The organism is Pyrinomonadaceae bacterium, from assembly GCA_036277115.1.
Classification (GTDB): Bacteria; Acidobacteriota; Blastocatellia; order Pyrinomonadales; family Pyrinomonadaceae; genus UBA11740.
This window is the reverse complement of record DASUNM010000023.1, coordinates 763538-787129: the sequence shown is the minus strand read 5'-3', so window position 1 is coordinate 787129 and position 23592 is coordinate 763538. Positions and strand designations below refer to the sequence as shown.

Sequence of the window (23592 nt, the reverse complement as noted above, 5' to 3'; positions counted from 1 at the left end):
CGTGTTTCTCCTTGTGTGGATCAGACGGATTGAAGTGCACGGAGGACATCGACCATTCCTGCGCCCTGGAAATAACGCTCGCGGCCGAGGTCAGTCGCCGTTTTGCACAGGATCTCCTTGATGCGCGTGGGCCGGCCAATTAGTTCGGGATAGCGCGCCAGGAGCAAAGCCGCTGCGCCGCTAACATGCGGCGCCGCCTGGCTGGTTCCATCCATTCGCAATTTATTGTTGTTGGGAGTGGTGCTTACTATCTTTTCGCCTGGCGCTACAAGATCGGGTTTAATGCGGCCGTCTCCCGTCGGTCCGCGACTCGAAAAATAACTGACGCCGAAAAGATGAGCGCTATCGCGATGCGTGGCGCCAACAGTAATAACGCTCTCTGTGTTCCCCGGATCTGTAATACTTATACTCCGATACCCTTCTTCTGGGATTCCGTTCGCAGTCAGGAAATAGAGATAGCCGTTGTTGCCTGCGGCGGTCACTACGATGATGCCCGCGCCGATGAGCCTGTTTGCTTCTTCACAAACCGGGGTGCTTCCGCATGCATAGTTGGAGACGTCATGGCGGATGGAGAGACTCAGGTTCACGCCCTGAATCATCATCATGTCCTTGTTCGCGTTCAAATGACGGACAAACTGCATTGCGGCCATCACGGAAAATTCGTCGCCTCTGCCTCCATCGTCAAGCACACGCAGATCGTAAAGCTTAATATCGGGGCATACACCGCTCATTGCGTGATCGTCGGGAGGCGGCACAGGGTCTGTTAGTCGCCAATCGGCTCCGATTATTCCCGCCACGTGAGTACCGTGCTGGTGCTTGGGAACGGGGTAGTTCTCGTCATGTGGAACCTGGATGAGTGGCTTAAGAAAGTCCCAATCTATTTCACGTCCGCTCTGAAGGCTTGTCCGCAACTGCTTCAGTTTCTCGGGTTGGTTTTTGAGACGTTTCAATGCCTTGGCGAGACCCGGTTTGGCGGCCGCTTCATCGATGGCTTCCGCCTCCTTTTCGGACCTCAACAACCGACGGATCACCGTGAAGTCATAGGTTGCAGTGATGCGAGTTTTGAACGGGTCTACTTCCGGCTGACCCTGTTTATCACGGATGCGAAAAGCGGGATGACGAGCATCAATGCCGCTATCCATAATGGCCCAGGTTAGATTGCTACAGTCTATTTCGAAGAGTCGTCGCGCGGCGTCGGCTTTTACGGCCATTGTCGACCGCCAAACCGACACTGAAGCTTCGCGGTTCCGAGTAACAGACCAAACAGGCGGTGGGCTCACTTCATCGGGCGATTGCAGATCGGTGACCAGGTTGGCACACGCCTGGACGATTGCTTTGGCAGTAATCGCAGTTCTTCGACTTCCGGTATTACTTTGTGCAACGGCGCCGATGGTGCCAATAACTTTCATCATCCAGAAGACCTGAGGATTAACGTGGCCGATTAGCGGCTCATCTTCGTCACCCTCGAGCAAGCGGGTTATAGCATCACGGACTTTTTTGTCTTCCACAAAGCGCCGTATCTGTTTACCGTTGTCCGGCCACACATACCTGGTCCACCACGGTGTCAACGGCAACACAACACGAACTAATTCATGGAAGCAGAGTCGAACGACGACTGTAGATTGGTTGTAAGCAATGTCGTAGCCGCCCTTCTCGTCGCAACCGAATTTGCTGGCCGTCTTTGATTGCTGTTCGATGAGTAATCGGTCTTCGAGTAACTTGGCCACGCGCCCCGGTGAAGCTTCGAAATGTGGATTCATAAGGAGATCGACTCTGCCGTTCGGACTTTTGCCAAATTCGAACCATACATCAGGCATCACCGGAGAATCCTGCGTGAAGCGTTTCGGACCAGCGTTCCTGTAGATCAACTGCTCCAGTTCGTCACGTTGAATGGTGTTTTTCGTCTTCGAGGGCTGGCGTTTCTTTGTCGCCATGGGGGTCTCCTTCTAGGTGAGATTCAAACTCCCGCGGTCGGATAAGGAAAATTCCCGGGCGGGGGTAGAGTATTGTCAACGTGCTTGCGCAACGCGGCGTCGCAAACAGCATAGCCCCAATTGACGATTCTGTCTTGCAACGTCGTGTCGAGTGCTTTCAAACGCGTTGCGACGTTTGCTAAGTCAATAGTGCGCGCGAACGGACAGGCCATTGCGTCGGGTAGCGCATAGTCGGCAATGTTCGTTCGAATGCCCCAGTATGCACCTTTGCGCGCGCCAAGTTTGTAAGAGTCGATAACCTGACGCTTACGGAGACTCCGCACCTGATGATCGAACAGGCTCAGGATTCGATAAGAGTGGCGCGCCCAGTCTCGTTCGGGATCGGATTCGTCGCTTACAGCGCCTCCACCATCGCTCACGAGGATCGTATCGTAACTCTTCCATGCAGTTTCCAAACCGAGATTGTCGTAGACGCCGCCATCGGTCAGTACCACGTTTGTCCGGTAAGCTTCGTCTTTGAGGGTGACGCCAGGTGTGCTTGCATCAAAATCCGACGTTCGCAGTTCCAGCTCTGCGGGCGAAAGGAACGGGGGGAAAGCTGATGAAGCGGCGACTGCAACCGCAAGCTCCGTCGTCGGATTTTTGACAAGGCCGACGCGGTAGTCGCCCATGTAAGGACGGCTGAATCGCCATAAGACTTTCGTCTGCACGTTGGTGGCGTTGATTACAAAGCGTGGTCCCTCGTTGTCGGCCGGCAAATCCTGGAGCGTGCTGTTGCCGAACAAATATTCGCGATAGGAGTCGGCCACTTCATCCGCGATGCTCTGTCGCGGAAGAAGTATGCCCTTAATGATTGACCCACGGTCGATCGTGTGGTTGGCGAGTGCTCTGACGGGCCTAATCACGAGCTCCTCAAGATCCGGGCTGACGTCCATGTTACCGAATCGCAGTTTTTTCCACGCCAGGCCGAGAACGCCGGCCGTGATCGACCCGCCCGAAACGCTCGAAACGCGTGCCAACTTGCGGAGAATTCCGAGCTGGTTGAGTCGCCAAAGAGTACCGAGATGGAAGAGCATCGCGCGATACCCGCCCCCCGACAGACAAAGCGCGATGCCGGGCCGCGGGGCTGTTGTTTCCGCGGCTGAAGCGCTGACGGGTTGAACGCTTTCCGGTGAACCTGTGCCAGGATAACTCATGGAGTGTGCGCGCTGTTCTAACGTATATGGCGAGATGTGGGTTTTCGTTTCGCGGGTAGGTCTCACTTCTTGTTTTTCCAGGCAATCAGAAAAAAGAGATGCCGTGCCGGCATTGCTTCAACGTCGAAAAAGACGTTATTGGAAATCACTAGTCTTTATGTCTCGTCGTCCTTCCCGTTTCTGGAAAAGTTCGAGTTCGAAGAAAGCTGCTTTCCGAACATGGAATTTATCGAGACGGATGACAACTCCGACAATTCGCGGAGAAGTTAGCTGAAAAAACCCCTTTAGTCATTGGTGGAGCAGAGGGGATCGAGACTTTGCCAGAAACTGAGGAACCGAGAATCCAGCGGTTCAGGAGCTGATATTTGTTCTCGGAACTGGCGCCTCAGGAAACGAGATTATGCATAATCAGATATTCCCGGCCCTTTGGTCGGAGTGAATACCGTTCAACCCCACCGATACTCCACGCGCTGAGGTAATCGGTTTCCGTCAGCTGGGCCAAACGAAAATCTATCACGCCGAAATCGATATTCAGCTTCTTTGAAAGGTATGTTGCGGCAGGTTCGCTAGTGAGGGCTACTTCCTTCAATATGCGGATGTCGGCTTCATCAAGCTCAGCCTGGTGCGTATATCCATCAAGCTGTTTTTGCAGTCTAAGCGTTTGAGCTTTCGTTTCCCGCAAATCATCTCTCAGAATCAGGTTGTCTGTCTTGAGGGCATCATTCTCAGCCTCAACCGCAGCTAACTTCTCGCGCAGTTCCGCCGAAAGGGGAACGTCTACAAATAGATCAGTGAGCCAACCCATAACGTTAAGTTGAGAGGGATGATCGGGGCCGGGGCGCAATTAACTTTGTATCACAACGGATAAGTTATCAGCCAGATTTTTTATTGGAAATTGTTATTGGAGATTTATTGGTGGAGCAGAGGGGGATCGACCCCTGACCTCCGCATTGCGAACGCACTTTAGCAGTCACTGCAAAGAGTAACAAGTAGTGACATAACTTATCATTTTGTTAGAGGTTGCACCCGTTTCGGAAGACGTCCGACCTAGCTGCTCATCGCAACGCAGTAAATGAATCTCATCCACGCATCGACGTTTTCAAGCAGGTCCTCACCAGTAATCGGGCAGATGTCGCCGCAGTTGATGTTGTCGCCGCCCGAGCAATACTGTTCCTTGCCGGGCTCGAAATGGACGTCGATGTGCGCCATGTGTCCGGCTTCGTGAAGAATCGTTGTCGCCAACGTGCGGCCGGGCTGCACAAAGAAAAACGGGCATAGCACGATGGCGCTCAAGTCATCCAGCGTTATGGCGACGGCATTCTTAAGCCCGGTATTACATTTTTCCTCGTCGCAGGTCGCCGCCAGCAGATTCTTGTCGATCACCACCCGATCAAGTGTGGATCTGATCAGCGCGACGTGTTTGTCGAGCGTTTCGAAGCTTACGGGTTTTCCAAAAGCGGTCTCGGCTTTCTTCAAGTGATAGGGGTCGCGATTCCCCAGGTTCATGTACGCGCGGGAAGCTATGGCCTTGGCGTTAATCAAACCAAACATTGCTCGGGTTTTCTCGCGCTCGGTGAATGGCTTTCTTTTTGGCTTGTCAGAATCGGGCATGCTGAGGCACTGATGCTCGCGATGATAGTCATCGCCGCCCATCAGTGTTTCGGGACTGGCCGTTTCCGGAGAGGAGGCGCGGCAACTGCAGCCCGGCGCTTTCAAAGCACGCACGTCTGTCGCCAAAGTTTGCCATGCCTGGTTGGGCTGGGCTGACGACTTACAGTCATTCGCGCAGGTCGCCGGAGATCGCGCGAGCGTCTTGGCCGGATCTTTTTCGAAGCTGAGTGCAAACATGCTGGTTGGCCTGTCTCTCGCCGGTGGTCACTTAATCGGCCAGAAGTTTCACAGCAACGAGGCATGTTTACCACGTTCTTGAGACGCAGCTCAAATGTTTTTGCGAGGTGAAAGGTGAGTAAATCAATCCGCGCAATTGATGCGCAAACTTGCTCGAGCGGCCACGCCCCCGGAAGCGACGGCAATTACGCTGTCGCTCAGCGCGATGGAACCAGCCCGAATGGACTCATCGGGTTCTCCAAGGGTTTGAAAGCCGCGTTCACTGAGACATGCGAAATGCATTCTGCCTTCCATGTCCAAAGCCGAAAGAAACGTTCCATCCGGCGAGATCGCGGCGTCTTGCCACCGGCCTTGCCAACGGTCCACCACAGTCAATCGAGATTGATCGATCAAAACAACGGATCGATTAAGATCCACGGCGATCAGGAAGCGCTCGTCTCGGTCAGCATCAAGCCGCGTGATTGTCCCGGCATCCAGTGGGAGCATGCCGCGCGCGTCGCCGCTGGCGAGATCGAATAATCGCGGCTCGCGAAAACCTATTACGGCGACCTTTTGTCCGACCCAAACGGCCTGCGGCGGCAATTCGTTGCCGCGCCAAAGATCGGCAATGGGCTGTCCGGCCACACCGTCGAAGAGGGTGACTCTCGTCTGGCGATCAGAGTCGCCTGTTGAATAACTCGCGACCAACCTGGCCCCGCTCGGCGACCACGCATATACGGTCGGTCGCTCACCACCGCCGGGCAAAATCTGCGGGCATGCGGTTTCGATTACTTCATAGCTGTTTGTGTTGAGATCGAGAACGCCTGGCCCCCACAGCAACTTGCCATTTCGAAACCGAGGTGTGCCCGGCGCGGGGCAGGGCGCGTCCGCCCGGCCGACTCGCTGCGTGCCGGTCCAGACCACCACATGTCCTGGCCCAGCGACCGCCGTAAGGTCACCGGCGATCGCGATGGTCGCGCCGCCTTCGGTTGGGCCGATCGGCGTCCATGTTCCGATTTCGATCGAAGACATACTTAAGCGCTTTTCACTCGAGAGATCCTTGTCACCTGATTTCCGGATTATGGTGTGATCAACTTCCTATTAATGAAACCTAGTTTGCCGTTGAAATCGATTGCTGCCCAGTCGCCGGCAAAACCGGCGACGGTGACGGTGGCTCCCAGCTTAACCGTGCCGATTGGCGGCCTTGCGGTTGACGCCGAAGGCCGGACGTTGGCGATAGGCACGGTAACGGTAGCGACATACGGATGCTCGGCATCGACGAACTCGGTGTTCTTTACGCTGCCTGGGACGCGGACATTCGCCAAAGGAGGCGGAGGTCCTCCCCCAATCGCCGCTCCGGTGGCGACCATTTTGAATCCAAGCGACGTGAGAATGTCCGTTTCATCTTTTCCTGCTGCGGTTACCTCGGCACTGACCGCCGCATTGAAGGCCGGCGGCGCCCCCGCCGCGACGACCACCAGCGATTTGAGAAAAGCCTGGACGTGTGCATTTGTATTGTCCCGACCAAACCACGCCAGGGCCAGCCTGATCTGTTCGACAGGTGGCGCCGGCGCGAGCGGCATCAGCGTCGCCTCGTGCCCGCCTAACACAGCCGGCGTGACATTCAAGTGAACTTGCAACTGTGTGGCATTGAGACCGGTTGCGAGAATGCCTGCCAATAGATCCGCCGGCGCCAGTGTGCGACGGAAGTTGCCCTGGTCAACCATCAGCCGCAGACGCTTCTCGTCCGGCCCAGCAACACCTGTGTATAACGCCGTGCCGATCAACCCGGTATAGACATCGGCGGCAAATGCCTTAGGATTCAAACGTGTGACAAAGGTGTGCGCGGTAACATTAAACTTTGGCCATTTCACCAGGAATGGCACTTGGGCAACGTTCGCCATCTCATTGACTAACTCAATGTTCACCCCAGTCGGCGGCAATGCTGGCGCCGGCAATACCAATGGCACCAGCATGCGGGTAATGATGTCGTACCAATGTAAAGGCCTGGCGGGCATCATCATGCGCGAGCGCAAGGTTAGCTCTGCCATTCCGGGTGAGATCGTGGCGGCGATTTCGACCGCCGCTCTGAGAACTCCTTCGGGCTCCAATCCGGTGCCCGCATAAGCGCCCGGCGCACCAAAAACATTCGGGTCACTCGGATAGTTTGGCTTGAGTTGGCCGGTCGCCGGATCGTACAGGCTCGTGAGTGCGGCGAGTCCCACTGAGCCACGGGCCGCTTGCACCGTGACGCCCGGCGTGATGGGAATGCCGGCTCCGGCTAAACGAGTTTCGGTGAATTGCGCCAGGCTCTGATCGGCGGCGACCGCGGCTGGAATCGCGGCTGCCGGTGTTCCGGCAGCGACAGTGCGTGACCCGACCAGACATCCCGCGTACAGGATGCGCGCCGTCGCCGGGTCCATGTGCTTTCCAAGCGCGTCCAACAAATCCTCGGTGGGCTTCTTATTCGCGACGGGGTTGAGGCTCTCTTCCGGATAGTGAGTACTTCCCGGCGCCGGCAAACCAGCTCCCGCCAGGGCGACACTATGGCCTGAGCCATGGCCGGCGATGACGGTTTGATTAATTCGTCGGACCCCCCCGCTGTCCTTGTGACCCCAGGTACTGGCGATCGTGGGAATGCGCAGTGCCATATCAGCGATCGAAGTTTGGCCTTCAATCATTAGGACGAGATTAGTCATATCCCAAAGGCCCCACATCCCGCTGCTGACGCCGACATTCTGCACCAGGTCGGAAAACAATTTCGCCGCGTCCTGAAACGCAGCGGGCGCGTCGTGACCGGTGTGCAGAATCAAGACCAACGGATGTTTTCCTGAAATGTCTCCCAGGTTCGCCACCAGTTGATTCAGCATGGGAAGCGGGAACCGGTGCAGGTTTCGCACCCAGCGGTCGGCGGGCGAGCCGCCCTTAAGTGGCAGCAACGGTGCGAGTCCTGGTCCGCCGAGGGCGGTGAGAAAAGCGAGCACCCGCTCGAACTCTGGTCCCAACCCTCCTGGAGCAGGTGAAAAGCTCGCCTCCAGAAACGGCTCAAAGTTTGCCCAGTATTCAGCGAGCAAAGTCATCAGTGCAGGCGACGCTTGAAGTCTTTGCAGTTGTGAGTGAGAAACGGTTATTTCGAGGACCGCCGGCGGAATGATTTGTTCCAGGTCGAACAGCGTCTTGCCGAGCGCGATCCGATCGGCGAGCGGCGGAAGCGGGGGAAAGATTTGAACCGTGTGCTGGTCCCGGCCCATGCCGCGACAGAAAGCTTTCAGGCCTGGCCAGTCGGCCGCGGGGATCGCCTTCAGCTCGGACAACATTACATCGCCGATCGCCAGACGGATGTAGGATCCCTCTCCCAACAGCAGAAGCATCTCCCAGAGAAAAGCTCGATCCGCCGGCAACAAGGTCGGATGCACAAACCAATCTGCCTGCTCCTGCTCCGTATATTTTTCAAAATCCCTAAGGTTGAGCCCGGCGAGAGGCGGCACGGCGGCCGGGTTTCCAAAGATGTGATCCTTGTCGTGCCGCGCCACGGTCGTCGCCGTAGGCTTGACGCGAAATACGGTGGGCGAGCTAACGCGCATGGCCGCGTGTCCACCGACGGCGCCGATGCGTTCGGCTTCGGCTTCCGCGGCATGATAAGGCTCCGCCACGTTCAAACTTTGGTGCGGACTGATCGTGCTGTTATTTGCCTGAGCCACATGGGCCAGTTCGTGCCGTATGATCTGATCACCCGAAGACGTGCCGGGCGCGAATTGATTCCGGCCGAAGAACACATCTCGTCCCACAGTGAACGCGGCGGCATCAAGGCTTTCAGCGGCAGCGGCCGCATTCGGACCGGTGTGGAAACGAGCTCCATCCGTGCCCTCAACGTTCTTGGCTGGGCCGCCGGGCGCGGACGCAGCGGAGGTTGACGCAATTTCACTTTGGGCCGGTTCTAAAGCGAGACTTTGCCAAAGCTCGTTAGGCTGCGGAGCGCTTTTCGGTTCAGCGTCCGAATGATTCGGTGAATGGGTTTCAGCCGTGGCAGGCGACTTCTTATTTGTTTGCTGCGTAAACATTCGACTGCCTTCGCTTTAGCGATCAACCGCCGGTGCTGCCTTCGCTGCTCGACGTCGCCGGCGCAGCGGTCAGGTTTTCGGATCGCACCATAGCCAGCCCTTCCCGATTTCGATAAACATCGTACGAGTAACCACCGCCGCCCGCCCCGATCCAAGTGCCCGTCACACGTTTCCAGTAGTACTCACTGAGTCGCCTGTAGGTCGGCATATCGATCGCGCGCACGACAACTAGTTCCTCGCCAAACATCCAGTTCGTCCCGCCGGTGCGTATAAACCGCGGATGCACTGCGTCAAAATCAATCTCTTCCACGCCCCCGGCGCGGTTGTATACCCATGCCACTCGATCCTGTCCGAAGACCCAGGCCGTATCACTCAGGGTGGCGGCCCCGCTTTCGGACTCACTTTCCATTCTCTCCATGGATTCAAGCGTTCCCGCCTCCAGATTTCGATGGAGCGATTCGAGCGGAGTTTGAATCGCCTCTTTGATGATGTACATATAGCGTTTTTCTTCTTCGTCCCACAATCGCACGCCCCAACCATCCTCAAAATGGCGGAACGTTTCACCGGAAGGATTCTGCGCGTTGGCGCGATGCCAATCCGCCAACGTAAAGGTGCTGAGATAGTATCGGGCGATTATAAATTGGAGATCTTCATCCGGCACATTCGTGACTACGATCTTCTCGTGCTCAGGTGTGTCCGCCGGCGAGTTGCCGCGAGCGACATCCCACAGGTCGGACTGGGACATGGCGTTCGAAACAACGTTGTAGCCTCCCAGGAACCCACGCTGCACCAGCGCGAGCGTCGGGGTCGCGCCCTGTTCAGACCACCAGAGAACGGTCATGGCGCCCTCGACGCGTTCCCGCGACGCAGTTGCTTCGGCAGCGGCATTCGCCTCTTCGAGTTGCACCGCCAACTCAAGGCCGATGCGTGCGATTTCGATCAGCGCCATGAAGCCGGCCCCGATGCGGGTGCTCGCCGGCATGACCGCCGTACCGCCTGGACCGTAGACGGTCCGGCCCCCCATCGATTCTTCCATCAGCCTTTGTAGCTGCATTTGCCGCCCGAGTGATTGCAGCAAGTCCGCCCGGTACTCGGTCATCATTCCGCGCCGAGCGGCGGACATTGAGCCGAGCGCTGCGCCGGTTCGCTGGAGTTTTTCCGGTGTCCATTCAGCGCGCGTCGCGGCCCAGGATGAACGGACGTGCTCGGCGACTTCCGCGGGCCCGAGCATGGCCCGCGCTTCGATCACCAGCGATCGATAGCGGCTCTGCAGCTGATTCAGCTCTTCGTAGCGTTCGCCGTGCAGCGCCGAAAGCATTCGCGCCAAAGTCACAAAGCACATTCCGTACGCATTAAGATTGAGCTCGTGAGCTTGCAGACCATTCCGCGCCTGGGTCGGATCAACTCGAGTAACCTCAGCCGAGAGGAGCCGCAGCTCAGCGTTCACGGCGGTCATGTCCGCGGTGCTGCGCATTCCACCGGCGGCCGCCGCGGCCACGCCGAGTTCCGCCCACACCCGTCCGGCGGCCGTGCGCAAAGATGTTTCGGAACTCTGTAGATCAGTGCGTATCTGCGATACCGACTCGAGTAGCGGACGCGGGACACCCGCGCCGGTTAACCCCTCGTGTAAAGTGCCGGCGCGCTCCTGAACCACGCGCAACTCGTGCAAGCGTTGGTACGCCACCATGATGTCCGTCTCATAAGTCTGGGCCATGGTGACGGCGCTACGAATTCCGGAAACATCCAAAGTCACTCGTTCGGTTGTGGTGCCCCGCAACCGCGTTACCTCTGAAGTTCCGGCGGCGGCTGTACCGCCCGTAATTCTTTCAACGTCGACGCCGACCAGATCGAGAAAGCGAATCGAAGCCCCCGGCGCGCCGGCGAACTGGTTACTGGTTTGAGTAATAAAGTCCACGCGCCCGTTGCTGGCCTCGAAGGATAGCCGCAGCATCCTCAATACTCCCGAGACATCGGGGCCACCTGACACCCGGCCGCCGTGATGCGGATACTCGACGGTCCGCAGCGCGCCGCCGGGACCGGCTCCGCCCAACAGTCTCACGAACGCTTGCTCGCCGACGGCATTTATCACCTCGTTGAAAAGACGACCGGTGCCGTCCGCGGTGTAGAGCATGCGCTCGCCGGTGACCAAGTCAGTGACGATCGTGACCGGGCTGGTGGCGTTCTTGTCGAAAGTTGTCCGTCCGGGGGCCGTCAAGGCACGGTGCGCGGCTACGGATCGAAATTCAGTCATCACGAAGCCGTCATAAACCAAACGGTTCTCGTGCACCGCACCGCCTCCGGTGGCCCCGCCGGTTACTTGGATTTGAATTAGCTGCTGCGTTGGGGCCAGCGTGATTCCCATGTTTCGCCAATCGCGGCGGCCGACCGCGCTGTTGAGTTGTTCAGCCGCGATCTGAATCGCGGTATTCGAAAAGGTTGCCGTCCCAAGAAAGTCGCGGCCCGCCCGCATGTGATCGGCGTCCGTATGAGAAACAATCGCGCGTTCCGGCGCTCGGCCCAAGCCGCCGCCGATGACTCGTTCGAGCGCCTCGATCAAACGGGCCGCGCCCCCGGTGCCGCCCGTTCCCAGATCGAGCATCACGCCCTCGCCCGTGCGCGTAGAATTCACGAGAATCGCGCGGCCTTTGTCGACATGAAAGAACCACGCCTGAACGCCGGACTCCAGCGGAGTCGGGGCGGCCACTTGCACGCCTCTCAGCTTGTAGCCGTTAGCGCGGCTGCCGCCGATTGTTAAAATATCAACGGTCTGCCGGCGCAGGGTGAAGCCGTCCGGAAAATTGTCGGCCAGCCACTGCTCATCATCCAACGAAAGCTCGATTGCGTTCTGACGAAGTTCTTCAAGTGACTCGGGCGAAAGTAGTGATCCTTCTGTCGGCGCTTCGTCGTCAGGTCCTTCACGCTGAATTCTTGGCGCAGAAAGTTGGGCGACCGCCGGCGCTGCGGAGGGTGGGTGTGCAGCGGTTGCTCCTGCGGGACCGTGGCTTTGCCCTGAACCGGCCGCTGCCTGCTGGGCCACGTGAGTTAGTTCATGAGCCAACAAGCGGCGGCCGCGGTCCGACGCAGGCGAGTACTCACCGGCAGCAAAAACTATGTCGCGGCCGACGGTAAAAGCGCGCGCGTTAACCTGTGACGCGGAAGCTTCGGCCTGAGTTCCGGTGTGCACTCGGACGCCGCCGAAGTCACGGCCGAATCGCTCTTCCATGAATGACCTCGTCGTCAGATCCAGCGGTTCGGCGCGCGAGCTCAGGGCGGCGCGAACGATAGCCGGCGACGTCGTTGCCCACGGGACACGCGGCCTCAGTTCCTTCCGCGCCAGCTCTTCCTTCCCGGAAGCACCAGACTTGCGTTGGACCATTTGCTCTTCATCGTCTTCGACGCACGGAGCGCACTTAAGCTGCACTCTTAGTGAGCTTGGAGCAGCCGTCGAGCCATGGGTAACTTCCGATTGCGGAGTTGCCATCCGCATTACCTGATCGGCAATTCGATCAGCCTCTCGCTCGTCCGGGTCGTCAGGACGGCTGATGGCGAGCTTTGCGTGGAGGGCCACCGGCGCCCATGCCAGTGATTGCCATGTTTCGTTACGCTCGAGTTCCGGCGTCTCGGTGACTGGTTCCGCTTTCGCCGCATCAGCTTTGCGAAGTACGCGCGCCTTCTGAGTTTTGAAATAATTGCCCACGCGAATTCCTTATTTATGTTTAGGGATGCAGAGCCGACACTCGTCCTTCACGATCCACATTGAACAGCGTCTCTCTGGTGACACCGGCAATCAAGCAACGTTTGATTCGCCTCCCAAAGCATCGTTGGCGGCTGTCGAGTGCCGAGGGTTGGGGACTAAAACCAACCGAACCGATCCGAATAGAACCCTAGCGATTTCGGCCCCCACCGGAGCTGCACATTATCGTCGCGCCAGTAGGGCGGAGCGATTGCTTCCAAGGGCAAGTAACCTTCGGTCTCTCTCGCTGCGGCGCCGGGTGTCGGGCGGTAGCGGCATTGATAGTCACCCGCAAAAGCCAATTCAAGCACGGCGGCGAACGCCATCGGGTGCGTGAGATCCTCCGGAAATCTCCAACCATGCGCAGCCCACAGCCGCTCTGCGGCAAAGCGTAGTACCACCGGTGCTAGATCCTTTCGGACCATCGCGCGAAACGCGACCACACTACCGCCGTCGGGCAACGCGATTCCCGTGAAGGGCACCCGGCCAGTGATGAAAAAGCCATCGCGCTCAAAACGCACCACGTCTCCGTAGGGTTCTCGCCGAACGCGATGCGTAGCAGGCGCCATTAGACGATCAAGCCATCCCGGAGCATCTTTGCTTTCCGGCGTGAACGTATGGAACGCGACCCACGCTTCCGCGGGATCGACAGGCTCAGCGAGATGTCGCGCCAATCGCTCAACGCGGCGCACCTCACGGAGTAGAGGAAGGATGACGTGGTTCTGGTTCACGTGGTCGCAAGATACGCAATAGAATCAGAACTTCTGCTGTGACCAAAGCCGCCAAATAAGCCAGCATGTGGGGTATCCACAGTAGCCTTTCTGTAAGATTGGCCATCGATCCCCATGCCGAAAATGGCGCTGCGAACATTTCCAAAAGTCCCCTCAGGCGGCTGAACACGGTAGGTCCCTGGACGACACGACCAAGGCCACCCATGAAGTACGAGGCGATTTCATCAAGGGGTCGAAGCAGAGTTCGCCTCCACGAATGTCCTAAATGCTCATTCAGGAATCCGAATATTTGACGCAGTCGGCCGTGCGTCGCTTCGTGCCAAACAGTATTGATGGCGTGGCCGGCGCTTTCCGCGCCCGTGCCGATCTCGATCGTCGGGGGATCTGATCCAAACCGTCCCGCAGTTCGCGGCGGGAGAGGCGTCTCTACCACGGCCGGACGAGCCCCCCGTCCGCCGAGAAATCTCCAGGCCCGATCAGCATATCCTTCGAGTTCCGCCTGCGTCGGGCGATAGCTGCCCCGGGCGCCGGCCGCGGCGGGCGCCATCGGTTCCGTCGCAGATGGTTCGGCAACTGGCTCTCGCGTTGTGCTCGGCGTGCTCGGCTCGGTGGTTGGCGAAGGTCGGGGCTCAGTCGCCGGAACAGGCGCCTCAGGCCCGGCGGTACCGGGCAACGGCTCCGCGGTCTCTCGCGGCGCGGTCGAACCAGGCGTACGTGCACCTCGAATGTTATCGACTTGATCGATCAATTCGTCCGTGCTCTGGGTGACTTCGCGGATGGTGGTTTGTTCGGCTGGCGCGAACGTGGAACCCCGGGCTTCCGCTGCCTCGCGGAATGCGCGGTAGCTGTCCCTCAAGCTCCTGATCATGCGCGGCGCCTCGATGGCGATCCGGGCCATTCCGTAGATCGCGACCGCGCTATGCACGACATCGACCGCATCCATGAATCCGCGGCCGAAGTTCTCGATTATCCAACTTCGATGTTCACGCAAGACGGATGTAAGCGTGCCCAGGATGAAGGCCGCGCGATCAGCCCACAGCAACACGCGGGCGGCCAGAGTTGCCTCAACACCGAGACCGGCCAACGCACCAGTGCCGAGCGTCAATCCGATTCCGGCGGCTTCAATGATCTTCTCCAGAACCTGCTGGGTCGTGGCATTGGCGAGCTGGATCAGGAATAGCGGCGTCGTGTAGTGGATGATTCCGCCCTGATCGTAAAGGCGAACGCCGATGACCTCGCTCTCAGGCAGCGTGATTCCGCCGAGGAAATAGTCCGTCGGTAGAGTTGACGTTTCGCGCCGGAACTCACTTGTGCCGAGCACGCGCACGTACGAATGGGCCCAAATTCCGCCCGGCACGCGCCGCGCCTCGATCGGGGCGTCGTTAAATACAGTGAAACCCGGCAGGCGAAACGGGAAGATTTTTGTTCGGCCTGAGGTTGCGGCGGCATCAAAGTCGCTCGCGCTGACGGTTGCGCGCGTGGTGACCTGGCGAATCCGATCCGCCTGCGCCTGTTCTTCGGCAGCCACGCTTCCCGCCGTCATCTCGTCAAAGACTCGGTCAAGTAATCGACGGCCTGGGCTGGTACCTGCGAGTTGAACAAGGTCTGCATCGGTGGCCGCGAGCGTGAGCTCGTACGCTACGTCGTCACGGTCGGTCGAACCTAACGCCGTGAAGACTTCATCGATCAGGGCAAGCTCACCACGAAGAGCCATCTGCAAGAGTTCCTGACCGAGCCCAGCCTCGCTAAGAAACCCCCATGAAGTATGGCGGCTGACAAGTGCTTCCGCTTCCTCAGGCGTGCGATAGATGATCGGGCTGCCGTTGGAACGCGTCCCACCTGCTGTAATCGACGGCGACTGCGCCACATGAGTTAGCTCATGGGCAAGCAACCGTTTTCCCTCGGTAGTGGTCGGCGCAAATCGGTTCGCCGAAAATACAATGTCGCTTCCAACTGTATAAGCTTTGGCTTGGACGTCGCGCGCAGATTGCTCCGCGGCGCCTCCGGTATGCACGCGGACGCCGCTAAAATCGCGACCGAAACGCGGTTCAAAGAAAGAGCGCGTTGCTCTATCGAGCGGCTGGCCGCCTGCTCCGAGGGTTCCCAGTAGTTGCCATGGCACCGCGGGACGCGCGGTAGTTCCGGCGGATGTTTGACGTTGGAGACGTTGTCCTTCCTCTTCTTCTTCACAGCCGGCACACTTCCGCTGGACGAATTGCTGTTTGTTTTCTTCACATGCAGCGCACGTGCGTGACGCTTCTAATGGACCGAGCGGCGTGATCAAAGGCCGGTCGGGAGGGCTCGCTGCCATTCGCATCACCTGATCGGCGACGCGATCTGCTTCGAGTTCATGCGGATCGTCAGGCTGGCTTACGGCGAGCTTCGCTTGAACGGGATATGAGTTGAAGGCGAGCGATCGCCAGATTGGATTCAGCGCGGCTTCGCGTTGAGCGCCGCTTTTCTCTCCCTCCGCCGGCGCCGGTTGCTGACTGGCGGATTTTTTGTCTGAGGCGAACATTCCACCACGGTTGAACTGCGTGCATGTGCGTGCGGACGGGGCCGACCGTCCGGACAACGAAACTATTGCTCACTCATGAAAGGCCCAACCACCTCCAAATAGATTGCAGGTCGCTCGGCGCGATCCGGTTACGAATAGCGAACACCTTCCGCGCTCTAGCCGGGGATTACTCGATCCACAAAGATCACGTCGTCGATGTTCGTTATGTCAATTTTGTTTCGCACGAGCCATGCCCGGTCGGCCGCGCTCAGCTGTTGGGAATTCGGACTCAAAGAGCTTACAGCGCCAACCTTTTTCACAGCGTCGCCGACGGCCGTGGCCCGTTTCGCGGCACCTGAATCCAGGGTTCCCGTCGTTGCCAATGTTACGCGGGCATCAGTTCCACGAATATTCGCGCCCTTGAGCGTGCTTTCCAGTGTGGTCCCGCTCGGAAGCTCGTTGACAAAGGTGAATTCGGTGCTCGTGGTTCCATCAGGAACGCGCGTCCCGTCGAAAAGATTTGAAAAGATGAGCAGGGCTCTTCGCGTAACCGAAGCTTGCACCACATTCACGGTGACGCTCGTCTGACTAAGATTCGGATCATTCTTGGCCTGCGCACGCACGTTGTTAATAACTGGCCCGATGCCGCCGGCTCTAATAACGATCTCGAACGTGGCAGTCTCGTTGGCGCCCATGCTTGCTTTCGAAAAAACAACCGTGCCACCAATCGTTTCCTTTGGGGGTGCGACCGGGTCGCCCCATCCCGCGCCGGTGACAACGCGCGCGCTAAGGAAAGCCTCCTTACCCGGTAACTGATCAGTAACATTCACGTCGGTGGCTGCGACTGAAGCCCCGTTGCGTAATGTGATCGTGTAGGTGATCGTACTGCCGGAAGTTACCGTCGACGCGTTGGCGCTCTTTGTAATGCTCAGATCCGCGGGCTGCGGAGCTGGTTTTGGCTGGCCCACCAACGCCACCGTAGGACACAGGCCCGCAGTCGGTTCGGTAATAATCGAAAGTGTGTCCTTGTCTTCGCCGCTCGTACCTCCTGCCGCCGGCGAGTATTGAATTGCCACCTTGATCGATTTCCCGGCCGCCACGGTTACGGATGGAGTCTTGGGCGACGTCACGGCAAAGCGTGCCGTGGTCGTCGTAAGGGTTACCTTGAAGTCCGTCTTTGAATCGTTGTTGATAGTGAGCTGTTCCGTTGAAGGGGACCCTGGTGTCGCCACAAAAATGATGGTCCTCGCGTCCAGACGGCAAGCAACCGTTTGTTCTGCCTCTTGTACGAGCACCACAGAGAATGCCGGACAAGGTATCCTGGTAGTCGGCAGCTTACCGGGGGTTTTGACACTTCGAGCTTCGATCCGACTGCCGACGCGATCCAGGATGAGCTTAGCCTGCGCCATTGGAACGGCGTCATCATCCTGGTTAGAGGTGACGACTATCATCGCTTCCGCTGTATCGCCCAGTTGGCGCCAGGTCTTCGGATCGGAAGCGCTGTCCGGCGTGAGGACCTCAGCCGTGCCGCCTTTGAATTCGGCTGTGCCTAACAGTCCTAGTTCAGAAATGCCCGTAATGTCATCCAGGTTGCCTTCAGCTATTACCTTCAGAACTCTTTCGAATTCACGAGGATCTCGCGAGGTGGAAACCTTGTGACATACGGGTCTGGTTTCCCTGAGAGTTATAAAGGCAACAAAGCCGTCCGTGTTCTCGACGGCCAACTCCGGATGCACCGTTGCCAGTACCTGCGAGGTTGCGTTGGTGGCGCTGGAAACCCCGGCGACGGTTTTTTCCAGCCGCCCCAGACGGCTATTCGCAACGGCGTCGCCGTCGTTGGCGGTGGCGCTGGCAATGGCGGCATGCGCGATCCTTGGGCCGGGATCGGTGAGCTTCCAATCCTCAACGACATCGTCTGGTTCGGAAATCAACGTCGCGAGGCCCGGCTCAAATTCCACGATATCGACGCGTTTCATGAAAACCAGTTCGCGGTTGAGCGGCGTTCCGGCAGCGAGATCTGCGGCGACAGTCCGCACGGCCTCGGCATTGGCCGCCACTAACATCCAGAAAATATAGCGGCGTGGCGGCAGCGGCACCGGCGCTGGAACCACGTCGGGTTCACAGCGGCGCGTGCGACGGCGATGGAACAAGACCCAGTCCATGGTGCCGCGCACCAGCAACTCCTCAACCGGTTTCGGCGGCGGTGGAAACAGCAGACGTCGTTTCGCGTCGGCAAAATCCGGATCGTTGAGAATCTTGGCAATCAGCTCTAAGGCTGCCACCGCCTGAACATGTCTCTTGTCTTGGTCAGAAAGGACGTCGGCATCCTCTTTGAGATTGGCGGACGCGAACGTTTTCCCTCCTGTCCGGGTGTTGCCTTTCAGCAAGAGGCCGGCGAATTCGGCGGAAACCTGCAATGGCTCCTGACCCCAATCAGCTGTGAAAATAAAATCTTTCTGACCGTCAATTCGCACTGTGATCGCTGACTTGTTACGCAGCTCGGCGACGACATCGAAGTCAACGAGGCCGTTCGAGATTGTTTGCGCGTTTCCCAACACCGTGCCGCGAAATGAAAGTCGCGCGTTTTCAACATGGCCGGTGACTTTCTGGGTCGTTCCACTGGTAACGGTCGGTTGCGTGATTCGGATGATCCCGTGCAACTCCACTTCGAGCAGGGGAGTCCTCTCGGCGCCGCTGGCCAGGATCGCGTGCGCATCAATGTTGGCTGAGTCGCCACGCCTGAGCCCGAACACGTTGGGGTCGCAACGCAGGCTGATCCAAAGTCCCAAACGCGGGGGTGACTGCGTGGCAACGGATAGAAAATCGCCGACAGTGTCCGTATTGACGGTTGCTTTGGAGTCTGCGGCGGCGGCACCGAATCCGCTAACGTGCGCGGATTTGTCAGCGCCGACTATGCGGCTGTCTTCCCGAGTGACTGTCTTTGAGTCCACGATCATGGGGCCGGAAATCTGACCCACAGTTGTTCGCGTTTGTTGCCGTTGGGCACTTAGATAGAATGCGCCGCCTCCGGTCGGCAAAATTTCAACGCGGGCCGCGCCTCTCAAATTGATCGGCTGTTCCGGAGGCAAGGCTACGTCGCTAATTCTCACAGGAGCTATCAGGCCGCTACCGAGATCGACGCTGGCTTCGAAACCCGAACCAGGACTGAGCTGTTTCTGTTCGAGCACCTCGCCGTTCGGAACCAGAATGTCGACTTCCGGTTTACGCTCGGCATCCTCCAGACCCTGAAGCAGCGAGATACGCTCCATGTGCTGGGCTTCTTCCAAAGCGTGCGCGACATAGTCGGGACGGACCACGCAGAAACGAAGGTCGACGCCTTCACCCATCAGCCGTCGCACTTGTTGGTTGATGGGCGCGGCCTCGCCGGGCACCACGGGCAGATATCCGGCGCTCGGCAATTCGACGATCCCGCCGTTAATCAACACGCGATCACTGGTGACTGAAGTGCCCAGGCCTTTGATGACTTCCGCCAACTTGTCATTCAGCGTCGTCAGCTTCGATATGCCGCCGGAGAAGGTAGTCGCCTCTTCCCGGTTCTCCCTAAGCAGAGTGAAGCGTTGCGCCGTTGACACATAGAATTCTCGGAGCTCGGAAATCGTCGCAGCCGCGTCCTTCAGCGCACTTCGCGCGCCACCGCAAGGGTCGTCGTCGCCTTTACGCGCATCGTCTTTCGAAAACAGGTCGCGAAGCTGGCACTGAAATTGAAGTACCTGGGCCAGAAAAACGTCCCAGGGCCGCATCATCATGCGCCATTGCCAGTAGCGCTTGGCCTCAGGAGAGATTCGTTCGCGCCGCACGATCCAGGCATCGAGAAAGGCTGCCGCGCCTCGGGCAATCACGCCGATCGCGACACCGCTTCCGCCTGCGGCGTCCGCGCCCAGACACCAGGTCTCTTGTCCCAATCCCGACTTTGATATCAAGCTTGCGATGCGGCGGCGTTCGTCTTCGAAATAAGCAGCGGCCACCCGGGAACGAAAATGCGTCTGCGTCAGCGCGATAACTTTTGGATTCGGCAGGGGCGTGCGCAAATTGAGCTGTTCTGCGCGCACGAGGATGCCCTCAATCGCGTTCGGGCGATCGGTGCTGGTCGCACAAGCTTCTTCGCACAGCTTTCCGTAGACGTCTTCTTCACCGCAGAGGGCGTCGGCAGCCGAAATTACGATTCTGTAAACGTCTCGCGGTTGGGAACTGTCGACCTCGGGCGCATTAGGAGGAGGAATCTCGCACTCTGCAAACTTGCCTTTGCCGCGGATGGTTATCTCATTGAAGGACTTTGTGTCCGAGCGCGACTTTTCGATCAACTGCTGGACATCTATTGAGACACTCCGTGGCAGATAAAGCACGCGGCCGCTCGGATCGATGGCCAGACCCGCGCCGATCTCGAGCTGGTCACCCTTTACATCCTTGGTCAGCGTTACATCGAAACCGTAGGCGACGCCGGCGCCGCCAGCCTGGTTAGATAAGGCGACGAGCTGCCGCAAGTAGTCCTGCTCCGCTTTCAGATCGCTGGCGCGCAGAAACTTTCCATCAAAGTAATTCAGCCGCGTCAGGGGTGTGGGTTGCGGGATAACTATGTAACCGTTCGCTTCGCTCGCCAGGACGAGAGCTTGTGATTCTTTCGTCGCCATGTTCGGTTCCTTTCTATTCGAACAACTTCGCTACTAACCGGTCCGAGTCTATTTCCGTGAGGTGCTTCGTTTGCGCGCCGCGCGTGGTGCCCTGCTCGGCCCTGGCTCGCCGCCGTTTTTGGTGTCCGCGACAGGCTCAGTTTCGTTCCCGCCGCCGCCGTTTTCGGGGTCCGCGGAAAGCCCCTCTTCACCCAGATCCTCCGGCGTCACGTCAAAGTCTTTCATCAAAACGAAATCACGCCCGTTGTGCGGCGAGGCAGGTGGTCCACCCTTAGCGCCCGCCAGCGGTACCAAGTCCGCACCCAGAATGGGAGCGGGACCTGAGCCAGAGACCATTAGCCGGACGAGGCCGCTGATTTCGCCATCCAGTTGGAGTGAAATCGTTTTCGTTTCGTCACCAGCGTATGAAGCGGCGGTGACGTTGGACGTCCGCCAACCCTGCGCGGTGTCAAAGAAGGTCACCGAGAAAGCGATCGGTGCAATGCTCGCGGGGTGCAGCGGCTTGTCGCTGGTGAAGATGACTGCGTTCGACGTCAAAGCAACCGAAGCAGGATCGATGCGCGGGCCGGTGTCCGCGTTTGGCGACGTGCTCGCTCCGAATCGCCCGCAGAGCAGATCCTGGATCGTGGTCGTCGCCACGTGCGATGGCCGCACTGAGCTGTCGACTTTGCCGCCGCTCAGAATCCACTTCTTGTCCTGCTGGGTAAGCTTCAGTTCCGTGATGTTGGCCAACACGACGCAGTCGTCGTCCGTGCCCGGAAAGAGCAGACGACGCCCGTCGCTGGTCGCGGGCTGTAAGTCGATTTCGTCCAGCGCGGCAAACTCGTGGAAAGCCTTGAGCAATGCGGCAGCTTGTTGATCGACGCCCAGCGCTTCAATTTCGTCGATGCTCGTCAGAACCTGTCGATCCGCCTTCGCGGTATCAAGGCGCTGTTTATCTTCGGGGCGAAGTTCTGTTGCGGCCGCAAGTTGATCGAAAGTTGCCTGATCAAGCGGCTGAGGTTCCTCAATGCCGAACAATATGCGTAGACGGCGATACGGCTCGGCCCGATCGCCAGCGAGCGCCGGCAACAGTCTAATCTCTACGGTTTCGTGAATCCGTGAATATGTGGTGCCAGTGCCGCCGTTATCACACGGCTGCAGCAGTGCCGGCACCTGCCGGTCCAGACACGCCTTGAAGCAAATGACGACGTGCACATCGAAGGCATCACGTACGAGATCAAACCCGGGGTCGCCCTTGTGCTTGTCAAACCATTCCGCGACGTTAACGCAATGGTCTTCGTCGAGATGTAATTCGCGACCGGCAGCATCCAACGCCAGACCGGCCTTGACGCGAATTTCTCCGCGATCATTCTCAACGCCGACTCCGTAACCCCAGACTACGCCCTGCCGATGCAGCCAGGCGTTATGCAATCGCATCTTGGCGCGGTGATAAGCCTGTTCGGTTTCAAAGTCATCAACGCCAAGCAGCATCCCAAAGTGATATTTCAAGGAATCGAACGGGCTGAGTGGCAGTAACTCGGCACCACTGGTGTCGGCTGCCTGGCTCGTTCCGATGTCAGACGGGCTAGCCATAAGCGTCTCCTCTTTTCAGTTATCTCCCCGCAAAGCTCCGAACAAATTCGCGGCGCTGTTCTGTAACTCACTTTCTTCCCGGGCCGCGCGTTGTCTTTGCTCGGTCGTTAGATCAACCAGCACGTTCGCACTCTTGTCGGCCACCAGTTGCGTCGCCACGAAATTCTTCTCAGCGTCCTTCACGTCTTTGCTGAGCACGGCCGGGTCCGGCATGTTCTTGAGGGTGTCGACCGCTTCCGCGTAGTCGTGTAGCAAACGCCACGTCGCATCAGGCACGGCTGCTTCCCAGGCATTCATGATTGGTTCGTTTCCACCTCGATAAGTGCCCAGGGCCGTCTCGAAGAGTTGTTTCGCAGTAGCCACTTCTCCCTCGGCGGTCGTGACCGCGGTTTGCTTGGTCGCATCGTCCGGCTCCGCCTTCGCCGCCACGATCGCGTCGGCGAGGGCCTTTTGCTTATCTTCGAAGGTCTTGTGCAATGCAGCCACCGCCTTCTCTTCGTCGGCGGCGTCCTTGCGGCTGGTCTTCAAGGGATCGGGCGCATTTAAGCGGCCAAGCTGTTCAGGGGTAAGCGGAGCCACGGTTGGATCTGCAACCTGAGCCAGTTTCGTGGTTGCTTGATCAAACCGACTCTTGCCGGCGTTCACGAATTCACGCGCGGCCGCCTCGGCGCGCACCAGCGTCACCCACGAACTTGCGGCAAGGGCGATAGCTCCGCTCTTCTCGCGTTCTTTCCGCACGGCAGCGTCCGCGGTTTGCCGGGCGGCCGTCAGCTTTGCGATCCGTTCCGCGGCGGCCTCTCGTCTTTTCAGCGCCCGGTCCAGCAACGGCTTAGGTAAATCGTCTCCCACCCGTTTTTTTGCTTTCTTAAAGTTGGCTCCAGCCGGTTTGGTTTCATCGAGGGCTTTCGCGGCATCGGCGTTTAGTGACGACAGTGGCCCGTCGAGGTCGGTAGTCAACTTGTTACGGTCAACACTGGCCGCCTCAGCCTGGGTGAGAAACGCCGCGGCCCTCGCGGCTTCCGCAGTCAAGCTAGTGACATCCGCCGCGGCCGATGTCTCCACGCTCTGGGCCGCCTGCATGGCAGTCTTGGCTGCCGTGATGGCGGCCCGTTTCGCGCGCGATTCGATAATCGCCTGCTCGAGTTGCGCGAGCAGCAAATCGCCATCGGCCGGGGTGGGAATCGCGGAAAGTTTTGCCCTGATCGCGGCGATTTGTTCTTCGAGTGAAGCGAAGTCAGTCGTCGCCGCGTCTAACTTGGCGCGCTCAGTACCGATGGTGCTAACCGCGTCGGCCAGTTGGAGTTTGGCGGCGGCTAACGCCGAGGAAAGCTTGGCACTTCGCTGTTGCGCGTACTGAACAATTGTCGTTGGGTCAGCCATAAATTTTTT

12 protein-coding genes are annotated in these 23592 nt (G+C 58.5%); all 12 read right to left on the bottom strand.

The annotated features are described in order from the left end of the window. Window positions 1–20: 20 nt before the first annotated feature. The 12 genes from VFX97_10215 to VFX97_10160 all read right to left on the bottom strand — a co-directional run bounded on the left by VFX97_10215 (window position 21) and on the right by VFX97_10160 (window position 23583). Window positions 21–1934 (bottom strand): S8 family peptidase, encoded by a 1914-nt coding sequence (locus VFX97_10215; GenBank protein ID HEX5703560.1) that lies wholly within the window; start codon window positions 1932–1934, stop codon window positions 21–23. A gap of 23 nt (window positions 1935–1957) precedes the next feature. Then, the gene (locus tag VFX97_10210) at window positions 1958–3130 is read right to left on the bottom strand and encodes a patatin-like phospholipase family protein (protein HEX5703559.1); all 1173 of its coding nucleotides are present in this window, start codon (window positions 3128–3130) and stop codon (window positions 1958–1960) included. Between the two features lie 385 nt (window positions 3131–3515). Continuing rightward, window positions 3516–3935 (bottom strand): hypothetical protein, encoded by a 420-nt coding sequence (locus VFX97_10205; protein ID HEX5703558.1) that lies wholly within the window; start codon window positions 3933–3935, stop codon window positions 3516–3518. Between the two features lie 242 nt (window positions 3936–4177). After that, window positions 4178–4978 (bottom strand): hypothetical protein, encoded by an 801-nt coding sequence (locus VFX97_10200; GenBank protein ID HEX5703557.1) that lies wholly within the window; start codon window positions 4976–4978, stop codon window positions 4178–4180. Between the two features lie 123 nt (window positions 4979–5101). Further along, a complete protein-coding gene (locus VFX97_10195; GenBank protein HEX5703556.1) occupies window positions 5102–5989 on the bottom strand; it encodes a hypothetical protein in 888 nt (295 codons plus the stop codon). A 47-nt stretch (window positions 5990–6036) separates the two neighbouring features. After that, on the bottom strand, window positions 6037–9018 hold the full coding sequence (locus tag VFX97_10190) for a DUF4157 domain-containing protein (protein ID HEX5703555.1): 2982 nt from the start codon (window positions 9016–9018) through the stop codon (window positions 6037–6039). Between the two features lie 22 nt (window positions 9019–9040). Next, window positions 9041–12715 (bottom strand): DUF4157 domain-containing protein, encoded by a 3675-nt coding sequence (locus VFX97_10185; GenBank protein HEX5703554.1) that lies wholly within the window; start codon window positions 12713–12715, stop codon window positions 9041–9043. A 155-nt stretch (window positions 12716–12870) separates the two neighbouring features. Then, window positions 12871–13425 carry a hypothetical protein gene (locus tag VFX97_10180; protein ID HEX5703553.1) on the bottom strand — a complete coding sequence of 185 codons (555 nt, stop codon included), beginning with the start codon at window positions 13423–13425 and terminating at the stop codon, window positions 12871–12873. 19 nt (window positions 13426–13444) lie between these two features. Next, on the bottom strand, window positions 13445–16000 hold the full coding sequence (locus VFX97_10175) for a DUF4157 domain-containing protein (GenBank protein ID HEX5703552.1): 2556 nt from the start codon (window positions 15998–16000) through the stop codon (window positions 13445–13447). Between the two features lie 155 nt (window positions 16001–16155). Continuing rightward, the gene (locus VFX97_10170; GenBank protein ID HEX5703551.1) at window positions 16156–20628 is read right to left on the bottom strand and encodes a DUF11 domain-containing protein; all 4473 of its coding nucleotides are present in this window, start codon (window positions 20626–20628) and stop codon (window positions 16156–16158) included. A 48-nt stretch (window positions 20629–20676) separates the two neighbouring features. Continuing rightward, window positions 20677–22203 (bottom strand): hypothetical protein, encoded by a 1527-nt coding sequence (locus VFX97_10165; GenBank protein HEX5703550.1) that lies wholly within the window; start codon window positions 22201–22203, stop codon window positions 20677–20679. Window positions 22204–22218: 15 nt separating this feature from the next. Then, entirely contained in the window at window positions 22219–23583 is a 1365-nt protein-coding gene (locus VFX97_10160) for a hypothetical protein (protein HEX5703549.1), read from the bottom strand. Window positions 23584–23592: the final 9 nt, after the last annotated feature.

What these genes read in the sequence shown, in the direction of transcription:
- VFX97_10190 (HEX5703555.1), bottom strand. Translation starts at nt 9,018, where the DNA reads ATGTTTACGCAGCAAACAAATAAGAAGTCGCCTGCCACGGCTGAAACC.
- VFX97_10200 (HEX5703557.1), bottom strand. Translation starts at nt 4,978, where the DNA reads ATGTTTGCACTCAGCTTCGAAAAAGATCCGGCCAAGACGCTCGCGCGA.
- VFX97_10165 (HEX5703550.1), bottom strand. Translation starts at nt 22,203, where the DNA reads ATGGCTAGCCCGTCTGACATCGGAACGAGCCAGGCAGCCGACACCAGT.
- VFX97_10215 (HEX5703560.1), bottom strand. Translation starts at nt 1,934, where the DNA reads ATGGCGACAAAGAAACGCCAGCCCTCGAAGACGAAAAACACCATTCAA.
- VFX97_10175 (HEX5703552.1), bottom strand. Translation starts at nt 16,000, where the DNA reads ATGTTCGCCTCAGACAAAAAATCCGCCAGTCAGCAACCGGCGCCGGCG.
- VFX97_10170 (HEX5703551.1), bottom strand. Translation starts at nt 20,628, where the DNA reads ATGGCGACGAAAGAATCACAAGCTCTCGTCCTGGCGAGCGAAGCGAAC.
- VFX97_10205 (HEX5703558.1), bottom strand. Translation starts at nt 3,935, where the DNA reads ATGGGTTGGCTCACTGATCTATTTGTAGACGTTCCCCTTTCGGCGGAA.
- VFX97_10210 (HEX5703559.1), bottom strand. Translation starts at nt 3,130, where the DNA reads ATGAGTTATCCTGGCACAGGTTCACCGGAAAGCGTTCAACCCGTCAGC.
- VFX97_10195 (HEX5703556.1), bottom strand. Translation starts at nt 5,989, where the DNA reads ATGTCTTCGATCGAAATCGGAACATGGACGCCGATCGGCCCAACCGAA.
- VFX97_10160 (HEX5703549.1), bottom strand. Translation starts at nt 23,583, where the DNA reads ATGGCTGACCCAACGACAATTGTTCAGTACGCGCAACAGCGAAGTGCC.